This window comes from Niastella sp. sgz303648 (genome assembly GCF_059587045.1).
Genome location: NZ_JCAPSW010000001.1, coordinates 1042196 through 1064118, shown reverse-complemented (window position 1 = coordinate 1064118; position 21923 = coordinate 1042196). Strand labels below are relative to the sequence as shown.

General features: G+C 42.7%; 14 protein-coding genes. 12 read left to right on the top strand and 2 right to left on the bottom strand.

The genetic code is table 11. The features are described from left to right. Positions 1-75: 75 nt before the first annotated feature. The 5 genes from AC59IL_RS03645 (at position 76) to AC59IL_RS03625 (ending at position 7741) form a co-directional block, all read left to right on the top strand. Positions 76-1287 (top strand): glycoside hydrolase family 88 protein, encoded by a 1212-nt coding sequence (locus AC59IL_RS03645; RefSeq protein ID WP_496550720.1) that lies wholly within the window; start codon positions 76-78, stop codon positions 1285-1287. Continuing rightward, on the top strand, positions 1274-3199 hold the full coding sequence (locus AC59IL_RS03640; RefSeq protein ID WP_496550719.1) for a glycoside hydrolase family 97 protein: 1926 nt from the start codon (positions 1274-1276) through the stop codon (positions 3197-3199). The genes AC59IL_RS03645 and AC59IL_RS03640 overlap by 14 nt, the downstream gene beginning before the upstream one ends. Positions 3200-3292: 93 nt before the next feature. Next, positions 3293-4699 (top strand): sugar porter family MFS transporter, encoded by a 1407-nt coding sequence (locus tag AC59IL_RS03635; RefSeq protein WP_496550718.1) that lies wholly within the window; start codon positions 3293-3295, stop codon positions 4697-4699. Positions 4700-4934: 235 nt separating this feature from the next. Next, positions 4935-6335, top strand: a complete 1401-nt coding sequence (locus AC59IL_RS03630; protein WP_496550717.1) for a glycosyl hydrolase family 28 protein — start codon at positions 4935-4937, stop codon at positions 6333-6335. Between the two features lie 116 nt (positions 6336-6451). Then, positions 6452-7741 carry a DUF4861 domain-containing protein gene (locus AC59IL_RS03625; protein WP_496550716.1) on the top strand — a complete coding sequence of 430 codons (1290 nt, stop codon included), beginning with the start codon at positions 6452-6454 and terminating at the stop codon, positions 7739-7741. A gap of 100 nt (positions 7742-7841) precedes the next feature. Here AC59IL_RS03625 and AC59IL_RS03620 read toward each other — a convergent pair whose 3' ends face one another. Then, the gene (locus AC59IL_RS03620) at positions 7842-8381 is read right to left on the bottom strand and encodes an STM3941 family protein (protein WP_496550715.1); all 540 of its coding nucleotides are present in this window, start codon (positions 8379-8381) and stop codon (positions 7842-7844) included. Between the two features lie 307 nt (positions 8382-8688). Continuing rightward, the gene (locus AC59IL_RS03615; RefSeq protein WP_496550714.1) at positions 8689-9294 is read right to left on the bottom strand and encodes a hypothetical protein; all 606 of its coding nucleotides are present in this window, start codon (positions 9292-9294) and stop codon (positions 8689-8691) included. Positions 9295-9591: 297 nt separating this feature from the next. On the opposite strand from AC59IL_RS03615, the gene AC59IL_RS03610 reads away from it, so the two are divergent. From AC59IL_RS03610 to AC59IL_RS03580, 7 genes are all read left to right on the top strand, one after another. Beyond that, on the top strand, positions 9592-10164 hold the full coding sequence (locus AC59IL_RS03610; RefSeq protein WP_496550713.1) for an RNA polymerase sigma factor: 573 nt from the start codon (positions 9592-9594) through the stop codon (positions 10162-10164). Between the two features lie 63 nt (positions 10165-10227). Continuing rightward, positions 10228-11175, top strand: a complete 948-nt coding sequence (locus AC59IL_RS03605; protein WP_496550712.1) for a FecR family protein — start codon at positions 10228-10230, stop codon at positions 11173-11175. A 21-nt stretch (positions 11176-11196) separates the two neighbouring features. Continuing rightward, the gene (locus tag AC59IL_RS03600; protein WP_496550711.1) at positions 11197-14607 is read left to right on the top strand and encodes a TonB-dependent receptor; all 3411 of its coding nucleotides are present in this window, start codon (positions 11197-11199) and stop codon (positions 14605-14607) included. An 18-nt stretch (positions 14608-14625) separates the two neighbouring features. Further along, positions 14626-16143 (top strand): RagB/SusD family nutrient uptake outer membrane protein, encoded by a 1518-nt coding sequence (locus AC59IL_RS03595; RefSeq protein ID WP_496550710.1) that lies wholly within the window; start codon positions 14626-14628, stop codon positions 16141-16143. Positions 16144-16441: 298 nt separating this feature from the next. Next, positions 16442-18340 (top strand): alkaline phosphatase, encoded by a 1899-nt coding sequence (locus tag AC59IL_RS03590; protein WP_496550709.1) that lies wholly within the window; start codon positions 16442-16444, stop codon positions 18338-18340. A 73-nt stretch (positions 18341-18413) separates the two neighbouring features. Next, positions 18414-20600, top strand: coding sequence for an alpha-N-acetylglucosaminidase (locus tag AC59IL_RS03585; protein WP_496550708.1), 2187 nt, complete (start codon positions 18414-18416; stop codon positions 20598-20600). 166 nt (positions 20601-20766) lie between these two features. Next, a complete protein-coding gene (locus tag AC59IL_RS03580) occupies positions 20767-21894 on the top strand; it encodes an acyltransferase family protein (protein WP_496550707.1) in 1128 nt (375 codons plus the stop codon). The last annotated feature ends 29 nt before the right edge of the window (positions 21895-21923 follow it).

The window sequence follows — 21923 nt, the reverse complement described above, 5'->3', positions numbered from 1 at the left end:
CCGGAATAAGCCTGTTCATATAAATCTTATTCCATAGCTCCGGCCTTCATGCCGGAGAATAGAAATGTATAAAGAATGAAAAAGGTTATTATAATTATTACACTTGGTTGGGCAATGTTTGTGGCGTGCAAATCCACATCGTTCGATGAAAAACAAAACCTCGATTATTGCCTTGCACAGACAGATAAAACATTGAAGATGGTGCCGGCTGATGCTGCACAGATACCACGCAGCATTGCGAATGGACAAACCCAATGGCGTTTGGTAAATTACCGCGACTGGACCTGTGGTTTCTGGCCCGGCATTTTATGGTATGCATACGAATACAGCAAAGATCCAACATTGAAAAAAGAAGCACAGCGTTATTCTGGTGCATTATATCCCCTGGTTGATTCTGCCGCTATTGATCACGATCTTGGCTTTCAGGTTTTTTGCAGCATTGGAAACGGGTACAGACTTACCCATGATTCAGCGTATAAAAGCATTCTGCTAAGAGCTGCCGATACCTTATCGAAATTATTCAATCCCAAAGTGGGTACTATTTTATCATGGCCCCGCGAAGTGCCCGGTGTTGACTGGCCGCTGCGCCATAACACCATTATGGACAATATGATCAATCTGGAGTTGTTGTTTTGGGCATCAAAAAACGGTGGCAGTAAAAATTTGTATGATATAGCAGTGAAGCATGCTCAAACAACCCTATTGAATCATTTCCGTTCAGATTATACATCATACCATGTGGTGGTATATGACACAGCAACCGGTAAAAAAATAAAAGGCATTACCCACCAGGGCTATAGCGACAGCAGCATGTGGGCGAGGGGACAAAGCTGGGCCATTTATGGCTATACCATGGTGTACAGGGAAACAAAGGATACACAGTTTTTGAATTTTGCGCAAAAAGTAACTGATGTATATCTTAAAAATCTGCCCGGTGACCTGATCCCGTATTGGGATTTCAATGTACCCGATATTCCAAATGCACCGAAGGATGCATCTGCCGCGGCAGTTACCGCATCGGCCTTGCTTGAGTTAAGTACCTTTGTTACAGATAGGTCAAAAGCTGATGAATACCGCCGGAAAGCAGAGCAAATGCTGATAAATCTTTCTACTGATAAATATCAAAGTCGTAATATTAACAGCGCTTTCTTATTACATTCAACTGGACATAAACCAAAAGGCGGTGAAGTAGATGCCTCGATCATTTATGCCGATTACTATTACATCGAAGCATTGTTACGGTTACAAAAATTAAAGGCAGGAAAAAGTATTTATGAAAATAGCTGACGATTGCATGAAGAATGTATTTATTATAATGATTGCCTGCATAACAGGCACGGCTATGTATGCACAGGATAGCGTGGTGCCTGGAAGCAGTGTGAACGTATCATCGCCCGATAAAAATATTACCGTTCAGTTTTACCAGAAAAAAGATGCAAACGATAAACGGACCATGTATTACCAGGTGGCTTATAAAAATCAGCCTGTGATACAGGAGTCGGTATTGGACATTCAGCTGGATAATCATCTTTCAGAAATGGCTATGGCATTAAAGGTCGACAGCCATGCCCGCTGGTGCGAAAATTTGTCTGCTAAAAATATCACGGCAACAGCCGTTGATACCAGCTGGAAACCGGTTTGTGGCGAAAACGCTATGATCAGGGATTATTACAACGCGGTTAGCATTTCATTTGTAAAGGATGATAATCCTATCTATAAAATGCAGGTGCAGATCAGGGCATATAACGAAGGGGTAGGCATCAGGTACTTCTTTCCTGAAAATCCCAAAGGCACTTATTACAGGGTGGTGGCAGAAAATACTGAATTCAGTTTGCCCGAAGGAACAAAAGCCTGGCATGCAGCCTGGGCGCAGGCGCCTTATAAATTACTTCCGTTAAACAACTGGCCAAACGAAAGTGAAAGGCCATTGACATTGCAGTTACCTAATGGATGGTATGCATGCCTTGCCGAAGCGCAGTTGGTTGATTATGCCCGTACAAAATTTAAACTGAGCAAAGAAAAACCAAATACCATTGTTACTTCAATGTACACGCCGGCTGATCTGATATCGCCCGTTGCTACACCGTGGCGTGTAATTATGGTGGCTGAAAAACCCGGTGATTTGATAGTAAACAATGGTATTCTTCTCAACCTGAATACACCTTCAAAAATTAAAGATGTTAGCTGGATAAAACCCGGTAAGATCATGCGGGTGATGACGCAAACTACAAAGGATGCTTTTGAGAATATTGACTTTGCAGCCAGGCATGGTCTGCAATACATTTTATTCGACTGGAAATGGTATGGACCTGCATTTACATTTACTTCAGATGCGACCAAGGTGGCTATTCCCGATTTTGATTTACCAGGAATTATTCAATATGGAAAAGAAAAAGGAATTGGTGTTTGGTTGTATTGTAACCTGCAGGGCTTGTATGCCCAGTCTGATTCGTTGTTCCGGGTTTACCACAATTGGGGCGTAAAAGGAGTGAAGTTTGGATTTGTTCAGGTTGGGTCACACCGCTGGACAACATGGATTGAAGAAATGATTAAAAAATGTGCAGAAAACCAGATGATGGTGAATATTCACGACGACTGGAGGCCCACCGGTGAACAACGCACCTGGCCTAACCTGATGACGGCAGAGGGCATAAGAGGCAATGAAGAAATGCCCGACGCTACCCATAACACCATTCTTCCGTTCACCCGCTTTATAGCCGGCGCGGCTGATTATACCATATGTTATTTCAACGAACGCATTAAAACAACCCATGCGCACCAGCTGGCGCTGGCAGCTGTTTATTACAGTCCTATACAAACGCTGTTCTGGTACGACAAACCTGCACAGTACGGAAATGAGCCCGAAATTGAGTTTTTTGAAAAGATACCTACCGTATGGGACGAAACCAAAGTACTGGAAGGAACACCCGGTGAATACATTACCACTGCCCGCCGCAGCGGAGATAGCTGGTTTGTGGGAACAATCACCAATAACAATGCACGTTCGTTGAAAATAAAACTCGACTTTTTACCAAAAGGGAAAAAGTATCTCGCTACCATATACAGCGATGACGATAAAGCGACAACTAAAACAAAGGTTAAATCAGAAACAAAAAAAGCCGACGCTTCAACGGTGATTAATGTAAATTTAGTGCCGTCGGGCGGCCAGGCCATATGGATCAGGCCCGCGCAACCCTGAGCGTAGTCGAAGGGCAAACCGCGACATAGCTCTGAGCGAAGTCGAAGAGCAATCGCGGCACGGTTAAATATTAAACAATTAAAACAACTGGTTATGAACATACCAATGGAAAAAAGTGCTGCTACCGGGGCTGCCATAGCGAATAATAAAGCATCCGGCTATCTTTTTAAGCTTGCTTTGATTGCTGCATTGGCCGGATTTATATTCGGCTTTGATACTGTTGTTATTTCAGGCGCCAATTTGCCTATTAAAGAATTATGGCATACATCGCCCTGGTTTCATGGATTCTTTATCATGTCGATGGCCTTGTGGGGAACCGTAGCAGGGGCAATGCTGGGTGGCTGGCCAACACAAAAATACGGCAGAAAAAAAGTGCTGATCTGGATCGGTATTTTATTTACGATTTCTGCTTTCGGTTCTGCATTGGCGCAAGACCCTTATACATTTTCTTTTTTCCGCTTCATTGGTGGTTTGGGAATAGGCGTGTCGTCGGTTGCGGCGCCAACTTATATTTCTGAAATTTCTACGCCCGCTACAAGAGGACGCCTGGTGGCCATGTACCAGTTTAATATTGTATTTGGCATATTGATCGCTTTTTTATCGAACTATTTTTTACAGGGATTTGGCGGCGTAAATGACTGGCGCTGGATGTTAGGCGTGCTGGCTATTCCATCGCTTATATATTCAATAATGGTAGTAAGCGTTCCCGAAAGTCCGCGTTGGTTGGTATCTAAAAAAAATGATATTGATGGAGCCAAAAAAGTATTGGTGAAATTAGGTGTTACCAATGTGGATGCCGAAGTATCGTCGATAACCACCAGTATACAGCACGAATCCGCTACCGGACATTCAACCGGTTTTTTCAGCCGGAAATATAACAGAATTCTGTGGCTGGCATTTTTGGTAGCCTTCTTCAACCAGTGGTCGGGCATAAATTTCATTTTGTATTATGCGCCTGAAATTCTGGAGCGCGCAGGTTTGGCGGCGAAGGAATCACTATTCAATTCAATTGCCATTGGCGGCACCAACCTCATTTTTACATTTGTTGGTTTATACCTGATTGATCGCATTGGAAGAAAAATATTGCTCATTATTGGATCTATCGGATATATTATCAGTCTGGCTATGGTGGCCTGGTCGTTTTATGCGCAGGCCGGTGCAGGTTTTCTGATGGTGTTTCTGTTGCTTTTTATTGCTGCCCACGCTATTGGTCAGGGCGCGGTGATATGGGTTTTTATTTCAGAGATATTCCCCAACAAAGTGCGTGCAATGGGGCAATCGTTCGGCGCCAGCGTGCACTGGGTATTTGCTGCCATAATAACATTAATTACACCCGTTTTCTTAGATAAAGAAAGCGGCATTTTTAAAGATAATCCCTGGCCCATCTTTGGCTTTTTTGCCTTTATGATGACCCTGCAATTGATATGGGTATTAACCAAAGTACCCGAAACAAAGGGTGTGTCGCTCGAGGAATTAGAGCGCAAGTTGGTAAAAGAATAAGGGAAGGAACAAGGCTCGGGGGTACATGAAACAGGAGGCAAGAAGTCAGAGGTCGGAAGTCGGAAGAACCCGTTGCCAATTGCCCGTTGCCTATTGTCAATTGCCCATTCCCGTTTGCCGTTTCACATTCGGCGGGCGAAGCATTGACTATTGACCCCGTCCGAACGGATCATCCGGGCGGGCATTGACCATTGACCATTCACCATTGACCATTCACCATTGACCATTCACCATCATGAATACCCGTACTGTTTTATTGGTTATTATTTTCTTTTGTACCCGTTCATACGCACAGCAACTCGTTACGTATCCTGCTCCCAAACAGGTGATTTATTCCATGCACAATGATGATTATACCGTGAAAGTACGCCGGCCCGGAGGCGAGTGGCATGATTTGTTTGAATACAAGGTAAAAGTTGATATGGATAATGTAGCGGATGCTTCGATGGTGTATTTTGATTTTTCAGGAACAGTAGAAGTGATGGTTCGGAAGAACAATGAAAATATCCGGTCTGTTAAGGTGCGGCCTGCTGCTTATGGCATAACACCTACGGTTAAAAGAAATACGATTCTGTTTACCCTGCATCAGCCACGAAAAATATCTGTTGAATTTAATGGCAATAAACTGCATAACCTGCATGTATTTGCCAATGCCATTGAAACTAATAAACCCGATAGCAACGATGCCAATGTAATGTATTTCGGTGCGGGTTTGCACACACCCGGTAACGGGCAGCCAAAAGAATATAAAATTCCCTCCGGCAAAACAGTGTATATCGCTGGTGGCGCTGTGGTGCGCGGTAAATTCGTTTGCGACAGCGTACAAAATGTTCGCATTTGCGGTCGTGGCATCGTTGATCAGCCGCAGGAGGGCGTACAGGTAACTTTTTCAAACAATGTGCATATAGAAGGCATCGTTTTCATCGACCCGCGACATTATACCATTCTTGGCGGTTCTTCAAAAAATATTACTATTCAAAATGTAAAATCGTTCAGCTATCAGGGATGGAGCGACGGCATCGATATGATGTGTTGCTCCGATGTAAAGATCGATGACGTGTTTATGCGCAATTCCGACGATTGCATTGCCCTGTACGCCCACCGGTGGAAGTTTTATGGCAATACCCGTAACTGTACAGTAACCAACTCGACCTTATGGGCCGACATTGCACATCCCATTAACATGGGTATTCACGGAAATACCAATACGGAGGGAGATACATTGGAAAATTGCCTGTTCAAAAATATCAATATCCTTGAGCAGGATGAAGACGATCCCGAATACCAGGGCTGCATGGCTATGAATGCCGGCGATGATAACCTGATCAGGAATATACGCTTTGAAAACATTCGTATAGATGATATTGAAGAAGGCCAGCTGTTTAATATCAGAGTGGTGTATAATAAACAATACAATACCGGGCCGGGGAGAGGCGTGCAAAATATTTATTTTAAGAATATCAGTTATACAGGTAATTCGGCGGGTAGCTCCATCATCAATGGGCTCGATAATACCCATATGGTGCAGGGAATAACATTCGACAATGTACTGATCAATGGTAAACGGGTTACAAATTCAGCTTCGGCCAATATCAAAACAGGAACATTTGTCAAACAGGTAGTTTTTAAAAAATGATTTGCAGAAATTTTTAATTACAATATTGTTAGTGCTCAGTAACCGAAACTAAAATCTGCCGAACCGGTTGAACAAAGTTTTTATATTTACCGCTAAAATCTGAATAACCATAAATAATGAAAGTGTTAAACACCAGAAGAGCCCTGTTGGTAGCATGTATGCTATTTATGATTAAAGTATCCAGCGGACAATCAAAACCAGCTAACTGGATAACGATTACCAATCCGTCGAAAACTGATCGTCCCAATGAACTGATCGTACTGAAAAGGGCCGACATTGAAAAAAAGACAGGCGCTGTTGCAGCCGGTAAATATGTTATACTGAAAAAAGCAACAGGGATGCCGCTTGTTGTTCAGTATGATGATCTAAACGGAGATAATAAATGGGATGAAGTTGCTTTTTTGTATTCTTTCAAACCCAATGAGCAATTACAATTGCAGCCTATAATTTCCGATGCGCCTGCTACTATAAAAGCTATGGTACGTGCTCACGTACGACATATGCGAAAAAACAGTGATAATACATTTGGCCCTGCACTCGATAAAGATACCATGCCTGTGAACGCGCAGCCTACTGATTTCTCAAAGCAGGCCCTGCCGCCTTATCTTACCGAAGGACCGGCCTGGGAAAATGATAAAGTAGGTTTTAGATTATATTTTGATGTGCGCAACGGAAATGATATCTGGGGAAAAACCACCGCCGCTATGGTGATGGATGAAGTAGGTGTTGATCCGGAAAAGAATTATCATAAGCAGGCCGATTGGGGCATGGATATTTTGAAAGTAGGCGCTTCGCTGGGCGCAGGTGCGCTGGCCATGCGTGTTCCCCTGCAAAACGGAAAAGATACGCTGGTTCGTTTAGGCGGTAAAAATATCAGCAGGGTAACTTATGAAAAAATAGCCGACGGACCAGTAAGGGCCATGTTCAAAATGACATACACCAACTGGAAAGTGGCGGATAATCTGCCTGCTGTAACGCTTACCGAAGTGATCAGCATTTGGGGCGGTGCTTATTTTTATGAAAACAAGGTAACGGTCACCAACGCGCCAGCCGGCTCAAAACTTGTAACCGGTATTGTTAATCTGCATAGCAAACAATCGCATGAAGCAACTACCGGCGGTTATAAGGCCTTATATACCTACGACGTACAATCTGAGAACAACGATAAATTAGGCATGGCCATAATAATGTCTGCCAAAGAAGTGGCTGCTATTGGTGCTACGCCCAATGCCAATACCGACGTTCAAAATACGTATACGGTTGCCGCAAATATTAAAAATAACCAGCCCATAGTTTACCGCTTTTATGCAGGATGGGAAAAAAGCGATAAGCAGTTTACTACGTCGGAAGGGTTCAAACTGTTTGTGGAAAATGAGATGATGAAATGGGCCAGGCCGATAAAGTAATAAGTAAATAAGTTGTAAGTTATAAGTAATACGCAATGCCAAATTAAGATTTGCTGGTCTTAAAACTTATTACTTAAAACTTACAACTTTATTTTCAGGGTTATCCTGTATATTCGGTTAGCTTTTTAGTGAGTAATGTTTGTAATTCATCAAAACTATATTGTAAGGCATGTGCGCTGATACAAACAGGTGTGCCGTAATTTTGATAATTCCATTCTACGCCTTTGCGTTTCAACCTGCTGGTGTGCCTGCTGATGTACATCGATGGATTTTTTACATCTATCAGTAAAAGTTTTTGTTTGGCCACTTCTATCTGGTAAATGTCTGTAATGTCGCTCCAGGGAATAAAGCCCGCAGGTACGGCACTCGAACGATCGGTAATGCCTGCTTCGCCCACGATGAGGCCTGGTTTTGATTCGAATAGTTTTTTCACCGAAACGATAAAACACAATCCAAAAAATAAAACACTTGCCACCCCAGTTGTTCTGATAATAATCAGGTTTATGGGCGTTGGTTTTTTAAATGCAGCGGGGGCAATGATAAACCAGCTGCCTAATGCAACAAAAACAAGAGAACCGGAAAGCAGCAGGAACAGTTTACGTTTACTCAGTTGGATTTCGATTTGTTGGTTGGTATTCATACAGGTTGGATTAGTAATTGGATGATAAGGCGCTACTAAATTATAAAATGCTTTGTTGAATTCACATAGCTGTATAGGCGGGGAAGATATATGTGAATTGCTTAAGTATAATATAACCGAAATCAATAATCCTTTTATGAGTATTTTTTGTAATTGATCCTGAGCGAAGTCGAAGGGCCTGATTAAAAGTCGAAGATCCCCCACCAATATTTTTATTGTATTTTCTTACTACAGTATTTGCAAAATACATTAGCACTGTTTGGCTTCATTACAAGTACAACCTGATTGGGGAAGTTTCAATCTAAATTTAACTTCTTTTATTTATTGTAATTATAGTATGTAGTTTTTCTTTGTCGTTTTTGTACGTTTCAATTTCGCCAATTCTTGAAAGAACAAAGCTTCTTAAAAAATCATTAGGCTTATCGTTATGATTGGTTTTTTTATTAGTAAGATTAGCTACAATTGCCTGTATGGTTCTGATAATGCCCCATGGAAATCCCCACCATCCCAATAAAACTGATTTTAGTAATGCATCCTTATTGGCCTTGTCTAAGGCCTCAGGACTCCCTATAACAATGTTTTTTGAATAATGGGTTATAAAAATATAGCTCTTAACTTCACAGGTAATTGTTGCATTAAGCGGCGAGTTGGTGCTGCCGGTGATAGGGCAGGGAAGTTGCTGAATGAGTTCGCAATATTTATCTATTTCTTCAACAGTATATGATTTTCGTTGAGCGGTGATCCCATTTAAAATATTGGGATCAAGATTACGTCTTTTAACTTCTTCTTTTACCACTTCTATAGCCTCCAGCGTTAATCCGGCTGCTTCCCGGGTTAGTACACGCACCACTTCATCGTCTGTCATTCTTTGATATGTTTCCCTGACAAATTCTAAATCTATTCCTGAACTCATAAGCAATAATGGTTTTGAAAAATTGGTAATGATCAAAAATACCCACGAAAATCCTGTTTTGCAATACCCGGGTGCTAAACTATGGATGATTTTTTAGCATTGTAATCATATAATAATTTCTTAATTGTTCTTTTGCTGCTAAACTGCTACTTAACTTTTTACTTTGCGCTACCATTACTCCTTAGATAATTGTGCTAAACATTTTGCAAATAGCTATCCTGGAGCTGTTTTCGAAATCGTATTCGTTTTTTTTATATTGATTATAATTCCTTTTACTAACTTAGGTATCGATAACCAATGCTGCAAGTGGGAAACGCTGATAAACAGTTATTGCAAAAAATCGCCTGTAACGACCAGCAATCATTTCAGGTATTATTTGATACCTGGTGGGAGCCATTGTTCCAGTATGCATTTAAAGTGCTGCAAAACCGGCAGGATGCAGAGGAAGTGGTACAGGATTTTTTCATTCATTTCTGGAATAAACGCAACGGATTGCCGGAAGTGCAATCCTTATCTGCATATTTATTTACTGCATTAAAGAATCGCATCCTCAATCATCTCGCAAAAAAGAAATACCCCGTAACAAGTATTGATGTGCTGCATAATGACGAAAGCGAATTTTCTGCCGCCAAAAAGCTTGAACAAAAAGAAACAGAATCCACGCTGAAATCGCTCGTTAATACACTTCCCACAAAAATGAAACAGGTATACGAAATGCACCAGTTTTCGGGCCTGTCTGTTACCGAAATCGCTTCTGCCACCGGTAATTCAGAACAAACGATTCGCAACCAGCTGAACAGCGCTGTAAAAAAACTAAGCGTTGCCTGGAAGGCAGAATTACTTACACTGATGATTGTTTATTTTTTTTAAAAAAATTTTAACCTCCGATAGTTAGGTTGTGTTTTTTTCCTGTCTTTATAAGCAAACACCTGCTTGAATCATCCGCCACATATAGAAGCATTATTAAAGAAGTTCAGAAGCAATACCTGTACTGCTGAAGAGCTGCAGGAATTGCATAGCTGGCTCGATAAAAAAGCGGCAACAGGCGAAGCGTATTCATTTAATGATGAAGAAAGAGCATTGCTGAAAGTTAAAATGCGCGAAGCCATTTTTGCAGCTGTTACAACAGGTGCATCTGTAACAGGCATAAACCGGTTACGCCCGGTAAAATATGCAGCGGCGGCGGCTGTATTATTGATTGGCGCTGCGGTTGCTTTTTATTTTATGAACCGGCCCCGTTTAATAGAAGTGGCAACTGCTCCCGGCAACATTCAAAAAACAGTTTTACCAGATGGCAGTACAGTATGGCTGAACGACAATTCGCAGATTGCTTATTACAGCAATTTTGCCGGCAAGCGCACCATTGTGCTGAAAAAAGGCGAAGCCTTTTTTGAGGTGAAAAAAGATGCAACGCATCCCTTTACCGTTCAATCAAATAACGTAAGCACCACTGTAAAAGGAACCTCTTTTTCGGTAAAAATGATCGATCGCACCAACGATATTAAAGTATCGGTAGTTACCGGAAAGGTGCTGGTACATAAACAACATGATACGCTTGGCTATTTATTACCCGGTCAGCGACTGCGTTACAAACAACACACAGCAAAAACAACCATCGATTCGGTACAGGCAGGAGAGGCGAATGCGTGGATACAGGGTGAGCAGTTTCTTCAAAACGCATCGTTACCTGAAGTGATGCAATGGTTGCACAACCACTTTAATGTTACCATCGACAACAGGCGTTCTGACTATATAGGCGAATATTATCTGCAGGTTAAAAGAGATATCACATTGCAGGAAGTTATAAAAATACTGAACCTGTTGGGAACCAAAGACCATATCCGTTTTTCGTTAAACAACCAGACAGTCATCATTCAATAATTAATCCTTAACGATTTATTTATGAGTCCTTCTGTACACAGATGGAAAGCAATCTGTTTGCTTTCACGGGCCGCTCTGTTGCTATGCCTGATAGCGCTTATAGCGCCATTAACTGCACAAACAGCTAATCCGCTTAAAAAAACAATTATTATCGATGTAGATCAGCAACCGCTTGAAAAAGTGCTGGCAGATATTTCGGCCAGTACACAGGTGAAATTTGCTTTTGATGTAAATGAAGTAAAAAAGTACACAATAACACTGCACGAAAAAAAGGAGATCACGGTAGAAGAGGCGTTAAGGAAAATATTAAAAAATACGAACCTCGATTTTGAAAGCCACGCCAACACCATTGTTATTTATAATAAAGAAAAAAGCAAAGTTGCTTCAGCAACTGGTGAAATGGCAGCGCAGGAAGGAACTGCCATCAGATCCTCTTCGGGCAACCAGGTTTTTACCGGAACGGTAGTAGATGATAACGGCCCTCTGCCGGGTGTAACGGTAACCATTAAAGGTACTGTTAGCGGCACGCAAACTGATGCTAAAGGAACGTTCAAGCTCGAAGCCGATGGTGAATCGATAACAGTAAGCATTTCGTATGTAGGATATGCTGAAAGAGAAGCTGTGCTGAAAGCCGGTGTTCCCAATATCATCCGCCTCGAACGGGAAGAAGCACAATTGAACACGGTGGTGGTAGTTGGTTATGGTACGCAAAAAAGAGCAACGGTAACCGGTGCGCAAACCGATGTAAAGCTCGATAAAGTATCGTCGCGTTCGGCGCACAACTTTACCGAAATGCTGCAGGGCAAAGCGGCAGGTGTGATTGTAACGAGCGAAGGAGGCGACCCCACTTCATTACCAAGCGTGAATATTCGTGGAATGGGTGGTCTTAATGGTGAGCGTGTTTTATATATTGTAGATGGTGTAATAGCAGGTGGAACGCCGGTGATCAATCCTTCAGAAATTGAGAATATTTCTGTTCTGAAAGATGCCTCGGCTGCTATTTACGGAGCGCGTGCGTCGGGCGGCGTTATTTTGATCACTACCAAAAAAGGCAAGGCAGGCGCTGCTTCCATTACGCTGGATGCCAAATACGGATCGCAAAAAGCCTGGCGCAAATTACAGCCGTTGAATGCAAAGGAATATGCCGATGCGATGAACCTCGCTGCAGATAATGCCGGCAAGCCCCGTTTACCCGCATTCAATGCAACCACCTATCCCGACGGACAAATTACCCGCACCAACTGGATGGATGATATTTTCAGAACCGGACAAATCAGCGACTACAATGTAAGTATCAATGGCGGTACCGAAAAGTCGAAGTATTTTATGGGTTTTGGTTATCGCAAGGCTGAAGGTACATTATTGAACACCTATACCGAAAGGTATAATTTCAGGCTCAACAGCGATCACCAGTTAAAACCCTGGCTGAAAGTAGGGGAGAACATGCAGTATACTTTTACCAATGGCAATGGCGCCAATACGCAAAGCGCTTATACCGGTGCTATCTTATCTGCCATTTTTTATCCGCCCGGTGTTGATACCTATAATCCGAATGGAACTTATGCTGGTTTGCCTGCCGCATATGCGGGTAACTATGGTGATGTAATTAATCCGGTTGCCTATTTGAACAGGCTCGATTATAAAAACCCGGTTAGCGGCATTTTGATCAATCCGTATGTTGAAATAAAATTGTTGCCGGAACTCACTTTCCGCAGCAATTTTGGATTGACCAAAAGCTTTTCTACTACCAAAGAATTCACTATGCGGGTGCTGGAAATAGGAAAGATATTTGATTATAACCAGCTCGCCATGGGTTCGTCTAATTACAGTAACCTGCTGGCTGAACAAACCCTCACCTATAGTAAAGGTTTTGGTGAACATCATGTTACTGCAGTGGCCGGTTACTCGTATCAGAATGAATTATCGGAAAGTTTTTACGCTAAAGCGCAGAACTTTACCGATGAACGGGTAGCCTATCGTTACTTTCAGAATGCCAATAGTATTTTCAAGCCGGAGAGTTATAAAACTGAGTTGGCAATGATTTCTTATTTCGGCCGTGTAAACTATGATTTTCAGGAAAAATACCTGCTTACTTTATTAGGCCGTCGCGATGGTACTTCTTTGGTTGCTTTTAAAAACAAATTCGAAAATTATTATTCTGCCTCTGCCGGTTGGGTGCTTAGCCGTGAAGAATTTATAAAGGACATCAACTGGTTAAGCAATTTAAAAATACGCGCCAGTTATGGTAAGTTGGGTAACCTGGGCAGTTTGCCGGTGAACTCGGTACTGGTACCACTTGCAGCCACTACGGCCTATCTGGGCCAGGACCCCGCGCAGGTATATGGCTATGCAGAAAATGCATTGTCGAACCCCGAACTGAAATGGGCTAATTCAACACAAAAGAATCTGGGTTTGGATGCCGCTTTCCTGAATAACCACCTGTCGGTATCAGCCGATTATTTTATTAAAACTACGGGAAGAATGATTTATAACCTGCCACCCGCCAGTACCAATGGCGTTAGCAATGGGAAGTGGGCTAACATTGGCGAAGCGCAGGATAAAGGAATTGAGCTGAGTATTAACTATAGCGGAAATTCAAAATCGGCATTTCAGTACAACGTAGGGGCAACGCTTACGAAAGTTTCGAATAAGTTACTTTCTTTAACTAATAATGTAACCACCATATCTACTTCAAATATAAATATTCGCAGTACATTAACTCCCTTATTGATGCGTGTCGGCGATCCGCTCAATTCATTTTTTGTAGTTCCTACAGCCGGCATATTTAAAACACAGGACGAAGTAAACAACTATAAAAATAAAAGCGGAACGCTTATTCAGCCAAATGCAAAACCCGGCGACCTGAAATTTGTAGATGTAAGCGGCAATGGTAAAATCGACGACAGCGACCGCGTGGTGCAAAAAGGCGCTTACCCCAATTTCACTTTTGGTTTCAGCTTTAATGCGAGCTACAAAAACTTCGACCTGAATATTTTTGTACAGGGTGTGCATGGTAACAAAATATTCAACGGGTTGAAATACCTCGCCATGCAGGCAGGTGTAAGCGGACAAAACTATAATATGCTGAGCGATGTAAAGGGCGCCTGGAGACCCGACAATCCGAATGCATCGATTCCCCGTTTATCATTAAGCGATGCGAACGGCAACTTCAGCACCACCAGCGACTGGTACCTCGAAAATGGCTCTTATACCCGTATCAAGAATATTACCCTCGGTTATACATTGCCCGGCACAATGACCAAACGGGTTGGTTTAAATACACTGCGCGTATATGTAACCGCCAATAACCTCGTAACATTTACGAACTACAGCGGTTTCGATCCTGAATTGGGAATAACAACTGGTGGCATTGATACCGGCCGCTATCCGCAGGCGCGTTCGGTATTTGTTGGTGTAAACGTTAATTTCTAAATGTATAAGTATCAAAATATGAAAAAAGTATTTAGTCGTATCATTCTTCTTTGTATAGCTGCCGGCAGCTTACACAGCTGTACAAAGAAATTAGATATTGAGCCGGAAGGATCTCCGGTAGCGCAAAACTTCTGGAAAACCTCGTCGGATGCCGTCAGCGGCGCCAATGGTATGTACGATCAGTTTGATGGTGAAGAATTTTATGGCCGTGGTTTTATGTGGTATATCAACGCCAGCGATGATATGGTTACCGGCCGTTCAAATGCCAAGGCCGAGAACGTAAAGAATTTTAACAGCGCCACCTCGGGTGTTTCCTATCTTACCGATCAGTGGAAAATGCGTTACATCGTTATTAAAAGGGCCAATGATATCATCATTCATGTGCCCGGTATTGAGATGGATGCAACGCTTAAAAGCAGAATTTTGGGCGAAGCTTATTTTTTACGCGCCCTGATGTATTTTCAGTTATCATATAGCTATGGTAATGATAAAGCAGGGGTTCCTATTGTTACCGAAGAAAACGCTTCCAGCACAGCGCCGGTTGCACGCGCTGCCAATGTAAGTGAAAATTATGCGCTCGTTGAATCTGATTTAAAGAAAGCGGCTTCGTTGTTGCCTTTCTTTGATACGTATGCAGCAACCGATTACGGCCGTCCGCATAAAACGGCTGCATGGGCTTACCTGTCGAAAATGTACCTGTATACAAAAGCCTGGGCCAATGCCGAAAAATATGCCGACTCGGTGATCAGCAGCGGAAAACATGCACTGCTGACCAATTTTGAAGATGTATTTAAGATTGCCAATAACTGGAGCAAGGAGTACATATGGAGTGCGCTCAGCACACCCAAAGGTACCGGTGGTTGGGGAAGCATTTTGCCGGGTGTAATGCTCGAGAATAAAGGCTGGGGCAAGTACAACGGCTGGGGATATTATACACCTACCAAAGAACTGTATAACGCTTTTGAAACAGGCGATCTTCGCAGAGAGGTAACCATCTTAAAGCCCGGAGATACTTTTAAATTTTTCGGTAAAGACACCATCTATGGTTCCAACAACAGCTTAAGTGGTTACCAGTTTAAAAAATATATGGAACCCTTCTCGTATGCCAGTCCCATTGGCACTTATATCAGTCCCAATGGCGATCATCCTACAACAGCCCTGAATCCGCCATTGCTGCGCTATGCCGAAGTGATACTGATCAAAGCAGAAGCCAAACTGATGCAGGGTAAAAATGCCGATGCAGAAATTAATCTGATTCGTAACCGTGCCGGTCTGGCATCTGTATCAGGCGCTGATATGACAGAACTGAAAAAACAACGCCGTTGTGAATTTGCCGGGGAATGGGCCGATCGCCATCGCGACCTCGTTCGCTGGGGAGATGCCCAGGCCACCTATGCACAACCGTTACATGGCTATGATGGTTCTGTTATATGGCCTGCCCGCACATTTAATCCTGCTGTGCATAATGTATGGCCCGTACCGTCGACCGAGATCAGCAGCAGCGGAGGTGTGATTGCGCAAAGTACAGGATGGTAAAATCAATGTGCTGATTGGGCAAATTAGCTAATTTGCTAATGAAATACACAGATCATTAATGATTTACAAATGAAAACCCTGACGGTGGTAGCTGCTTTGAAAAAGCAAGTGACCCTGTCGGGGTTTCGTATTAAGGCACAAGGTACAAGGCTCAAGGCACAACACGTTCAGTGCCGTTAAGGCACAAAATGAAGGTAAAAAAATCATGTATTAGGGAATCTGTCCCGCCTTGTTTTGCTGAAGCTTCGCGAAGGCGCAGTAGGGGACGGAACAATTACAAACTGTTATAAATTTGACGATGCATAAATTATTATTTTTCCTATCTGTTTTTTCTTTCACCGTTACATTTTCGCAACCTGCGATTTATTCTGCCGCCAATGCGCATTCGCATAACGATTACGAACAATCTGTTCCGCTGTATACCGCTTACTACGAAGGGTTCGGTTCAATAGAAGCCGATATTTTCTGGCACAACGGCGAACTGCTGGTGGCGCATACAACTGCTGAACTTTCGTTGCACCGAACGCTCGAAGAACTGTACCTGAAACCAATTCAAACATTTATCGAAAAAAATATTGGACATGTGTATGCCGACAGTTCGCTGAAGCTGCAGCTGATGATAGACATAAAAACTGAGGCTGTTACAACCCTGAATAAATTGATTGAACTGTTGCAGAAATATCCTGCACTGGTCAATTGCAACTCGCTGCAGATTGCCATCAGCGGCAACCGCCCCGATCCGGCAACGTATACATCTTATCCTTCCTTTATTGGTTTCGATGGAGAGTTGTTTAAAGAATACAATGAGGCCGCTCTGTCGCGCATTGTAATGATGAGTGATGACCTGAAAAAGTATACCAAATGGAATGGTAAAGGAAATATTCCCGCCCCTGAATTGAGTGTTCTGCAAAAATTAGTCAGCCATTCCCATGCCCTTAAAAAAACGGTTCGTTTTTGGGATGCGCCTGATTTTATTAATGCCTGGTACCAGCTGATTCACCTGCAGGTTGATTATATTAATACCGATAGCATAAAAGCATTGAGCGACTTCCTGAAAAAATTACCGGCTGATTCTTATAAAAACAATACAGGCTATAAAATCTACCAGCCCACCTATCAGAACGACGGCGTTGATAAACCGGTAAAGAATATTTTGTTATTTATCGGCGATGGCACAGGCCTTACCCAGTTTTATGCAGGCTATACTGCAAATAAAGGTGCATTGAACGTTTTTAATATCCGCAACATTGGCATTTCGAAAACCAGTTCGTATGATAATTATGTAACTGATTCTGCACCGGGTTCTACTTCTATTTCATCAGGACAAAAAACCAAGAACCGCTATGTTGGTGTTGATCACACAGGCGTTGCTTTACCCTTATTACCGGTATTTCTGAAAACAAAAAAAATAAAAACGGGTTTGGTTACATGCGGCGATATTACCGATGCAACACCCGCTGATTTTTATGCGCATCAGCCCGAAAGGGATAATGCCATTTCAATTTTACGTGAATTGAAAAATTCATCGGTCGACCTGCTGATGGGTTCGGGTAATGAAAGTTTATCGAACGTGGCATTGCTGATGGAGCCGGGCAAAGAAAAGGTTAGCAGTAGTGTAATAAAAGAATTATCGCCTGAATATTTTGTTGTACCACATATTGATAGTGTAAAGAATAATAAGCCTTCAAAATGGGTAGTGATCGAAAACAAGGCAGGATTGCCGGTGTTGAAAGGAAGGGGTGACTGGCTGGCGCATGCTTTTTCAAAAGCAGTGAAAATACTGTCGAAAAATAAGGAAGGATTTTTTTTAATGACAGAAGGCGCTCAGATCGATTACGGCGGTCATGCGAATAATATGTCGTACGTAGCCAGTGAAGTAATGGATTTCGATAAAGTGATTGGTAAAGCGCTTGAGTTTGCCGATGCCGATGGCCAAACGCTGGTGATCGTGACCGCCGATCATGAAACCGGCGGCTTGTCATTAATCGACGGAGATTATACAAAAGGATATGTTAGCGGACGCTTTGCAACCAACGATCATTCTGCCGTGCCTGTTCCCGTATTTGCCTACGGGCCTCAGTCGTACCGCTTCCGTGGCGTGTATGAGAATACGGAGTTGTTCTACAAGATTATGAAAGTGCTGAATGTTGAAGTCGGAAGTCTGAAGCCGGAAGTCGGCAATCAAAAACAGAAGTAGGATCTCAAATCAAAAACTATACTTATCTTCAATTCAACATTTAATATTCAACATTCAATATTCGATATTTAATATGAAACAATGGCTGGTTTTCTGTTTTGCGGTTTTTGTATTCATCAATACTTCCTTTTCCCAGATAGATAAATCAGCGCTTACAGCTTTTTTGCAACGTATTGTAAAAGACAAATCTTCTTCTTTTATTATTGAAGCAATACCGCAGCAAAACGGCAAAGATGTGTTTGAGTTGGAGAGTCGTAAGGGCAAAATAGTATTGCGGGGCAATAATGGTTTGTCGGTTGCTTCGGCATTGAATTATTATCTGCAGCAATATTGTAATTGCCACATCAGCTGGAACGGCGTCAACATGAACCTCCCTGCGCAGCTGCCTGTAGTTGCCAAAAAGGTATATAAAGCAACGCCGTATAAATACAGGTATTACCTGAACTACTGCACTTTTCAATATTCAATGGCCTGGTGGGATTGGGAACGCTGGCAACAGGAGATCGACTGGATGGCTTTGAATGGCATCAACATGCCGCTGGCCCTTACCGGTGAAGAAGCGGTATGGCAACAGGTGTATAAAAAAATGGGTTTTAGCGATAATGAACTGGCCGGCTTTTTTACCGGTCCTGCTTATTTTTCCTGGTTGTGGATGGGCAACATCGACGGATGGGATGGTCCTTTACCACAACACTGGATGGACCGCCAGAAAGAACTGCAAAAGAAAATATTGCAACGCGAGCGCAGTTTTGGAATGAAACCCGTGTTGCCGGCTTTTACAGGGCATGTGCCTCCTTCGTTCGGTCAAAAATTTCCCAATGCAAAAGTGAAGAAAACCAACTGGGGAGCAGGCTTTCCTGATGTATATATATTAGATCCTTCCGATGCAGCATTTGAAACACTCGGCAAACAATTCATCGAAGCGCAAACGGCCGAATTTGGCACAGATCATTTTTATAGTGCCGATACTTTTAATGAAAACGTACCGCCCACAAAAGATTCGACTTTTTTAGATGGTATGAGTAAAAAAGTATTTCAGTCAATGGCCGGCGCCGATGCTGCAGCAGTATGGGTTATGCAGGGCTGGATGTTTCATTATAATTCCGATTACTGGCAGCCCACACAGATCAAAGCGCTGTTAAATGCCGTGCCCGACGATCATATGATCATTCTTGATCTGTACAGCGAAAGCCATCCTGTCTGGAACCGTACAGAGGCCTATTATGGCAAACCCTGGATATGGAATATGCTGCACAATTTTGGCGGTAACATCAGTTTATGGGGCCGGATGGACAATGCAGCAAAGGATCCTGCCGAAGCATTGCACGATAAATCATCACGCAACATGCAGGGCATTGGTTTAACCATGGAAGGCATTGAACAAAATCCTGCGCTGTATCACCTTATGTTGGAAAATGTTTGGAGTGGGGAGGAGATAGACGTTACAAAATGGTTATCGCAATATACCCGGCAACGGTATGGTGTAAATAATGATACGATCAATAAAGCATGGGGCTTTTTACAACACTCTGTATACAATGGCGGGCTGGGTGAAGGCGGACCTGAATCGATCATTTCGGCCCGGCCTACAATCAATATGTTTTCTGACAGAGTACGAACAAAACTCGATTACGATCCTAAAGAGCTGGTGAAGGTATGGGAGTTGTTTCATGCTGCTATTCCTGCGCTGCAGCAAAGCGACGGTTTTCAATACGACCTGGTAGATGTGGTTCGGCAGGTATTGGCCAATTATGCTACGCCGCTGCAACAGAAATGGGTGCTGGCTTATCTGCAACACGATGCAGCTTCTTTCGACAAATACACCGGTGAATTTTTAGAACTGATGGATGATATGGACGAGTTACTGGCCACCCGCAAAGATTTTTTACTGGGTAAATGGATCGCCGATGCCCGCAGTTGCGGCAACGATGAAAATGAAAAAAAATTATATGAGCTGAATGCAAGAAATGTTATTACCTTATGGGGCGATAAGGAAAGTGAATTGCATGAATACTCGTGCAGGCAGTGGGCCGGATTGATAAAAGGTTTTTATAAACCACGCTGGCAACAGTTCTTTACCTACCTGCAACTGAAAATGGCAACCGGGGCCAGAATGGAAACCAACGATTTTGAAACGACAGTAAAAGCGCAGGAATGGAAATGGGTGAACAGTAATGATACTTATTCAGCTACACCCACCGGCAATCCCGTTGAAGTGGCGAAACGGTTGTATACAAAGTATATAAACAGGGTGAAGTAAAAAATATCTTTAAGCCAAATCATCCCGTTTGGGGTTTTGTGACTCTATAGAAGAAGTCGGAAAGACCGGAAGTCCGAAAGACCGAAAGAAAACTCAAATTTGAATATGATGCTTTCTGACTTTCCGACTTTTCTGACTTCCGGACTTAAAAAAACTAACACAGCACATGCAACAACAAAAACGATTTCTGGCATTGGACGTATTTCGTGGCATGACCATTTGCTTCATGATCATCGTAAATACGTCGCCCGATGAAGCCCATACCTTTGCGCCGCTACTGCATGCAAAATGGCATGGGTTTACCCCCACCGACCTGGTATTTCCGTCATTTTTATTTGCCGTAGGAAATGCCATGAGTTTTGTAATGGCTAAATGGGAAACAATCCCCACTTCAGCTGTGCTGGCAAAAATTTTCAAACGCACCCTCCTCATATTTATACTGGGGTACCTGATGTACTGGTTTCCTTTTGTGCGGTTAGATAAAGCAACAGGTCATTATGCCTTCAAAGCTTTTGAAACAACCCGTGTTTTCGGCGTGTTGCAACGTATTGCGCTGGCGTACTGCTTTGCTTCGTTAATGATATACTTTTTAAAAATTCGTACTACAGTAATCATTACTGCTTTAATACTATTATTATACTGGCCTGTATTATGGTTCTTTGGCGATGCGGCAGATCCTTTGTCATTGCTTGGCAATGCGGTTTTAAAGCTCGATCTGTGGCTGATAGGCCCCGATCATTTATACCATGGCGAAGGTGTGCCCTTTGATCCGGAAGGCTTGTTAAGCACTTTCCCTGCCATCGGTAACGTAGTGGCCGGTTATTGTGTTGGTTATTTTCTGCAAAAAAAAGGTGGTACGTACGAGGCGCTTACCAAATTAATGCTGGCTGGTTTTGCCCTCTTGGTGCTGGCGCATTTCTGGAATTATTCATTCCCCATCAATAAAAAATTGTGGACGAGTTCTTTTGTATTGCATACCGTAGGTATTGATTGTTTAATTATCGCTGCCATTGTGTATGTGGCCGATATACAACATAAAACTTCATGGACGCCCTTCTTCCAGGTGTTTGGAAAAAATCCATTGTTTATTTACCTGTTATCAGAAGTGCTGGTGATTTTGTGGAATGTGTTTCGTTTCAGCGACGGCAAAACGCTTTATAAGTGGCTGTATGAAAATATTTTTATTCATGCCAATCCCTATATCGGTTCATTTATACAGGCCGTGCTGTATATGTTGGTTTGCTGGGCTGTGGGGTATTGGATGGATAAGAAGAAAATTTATGTTAGAGTATAAATGCCGAACGCCGAACGCTCAATGCTGAA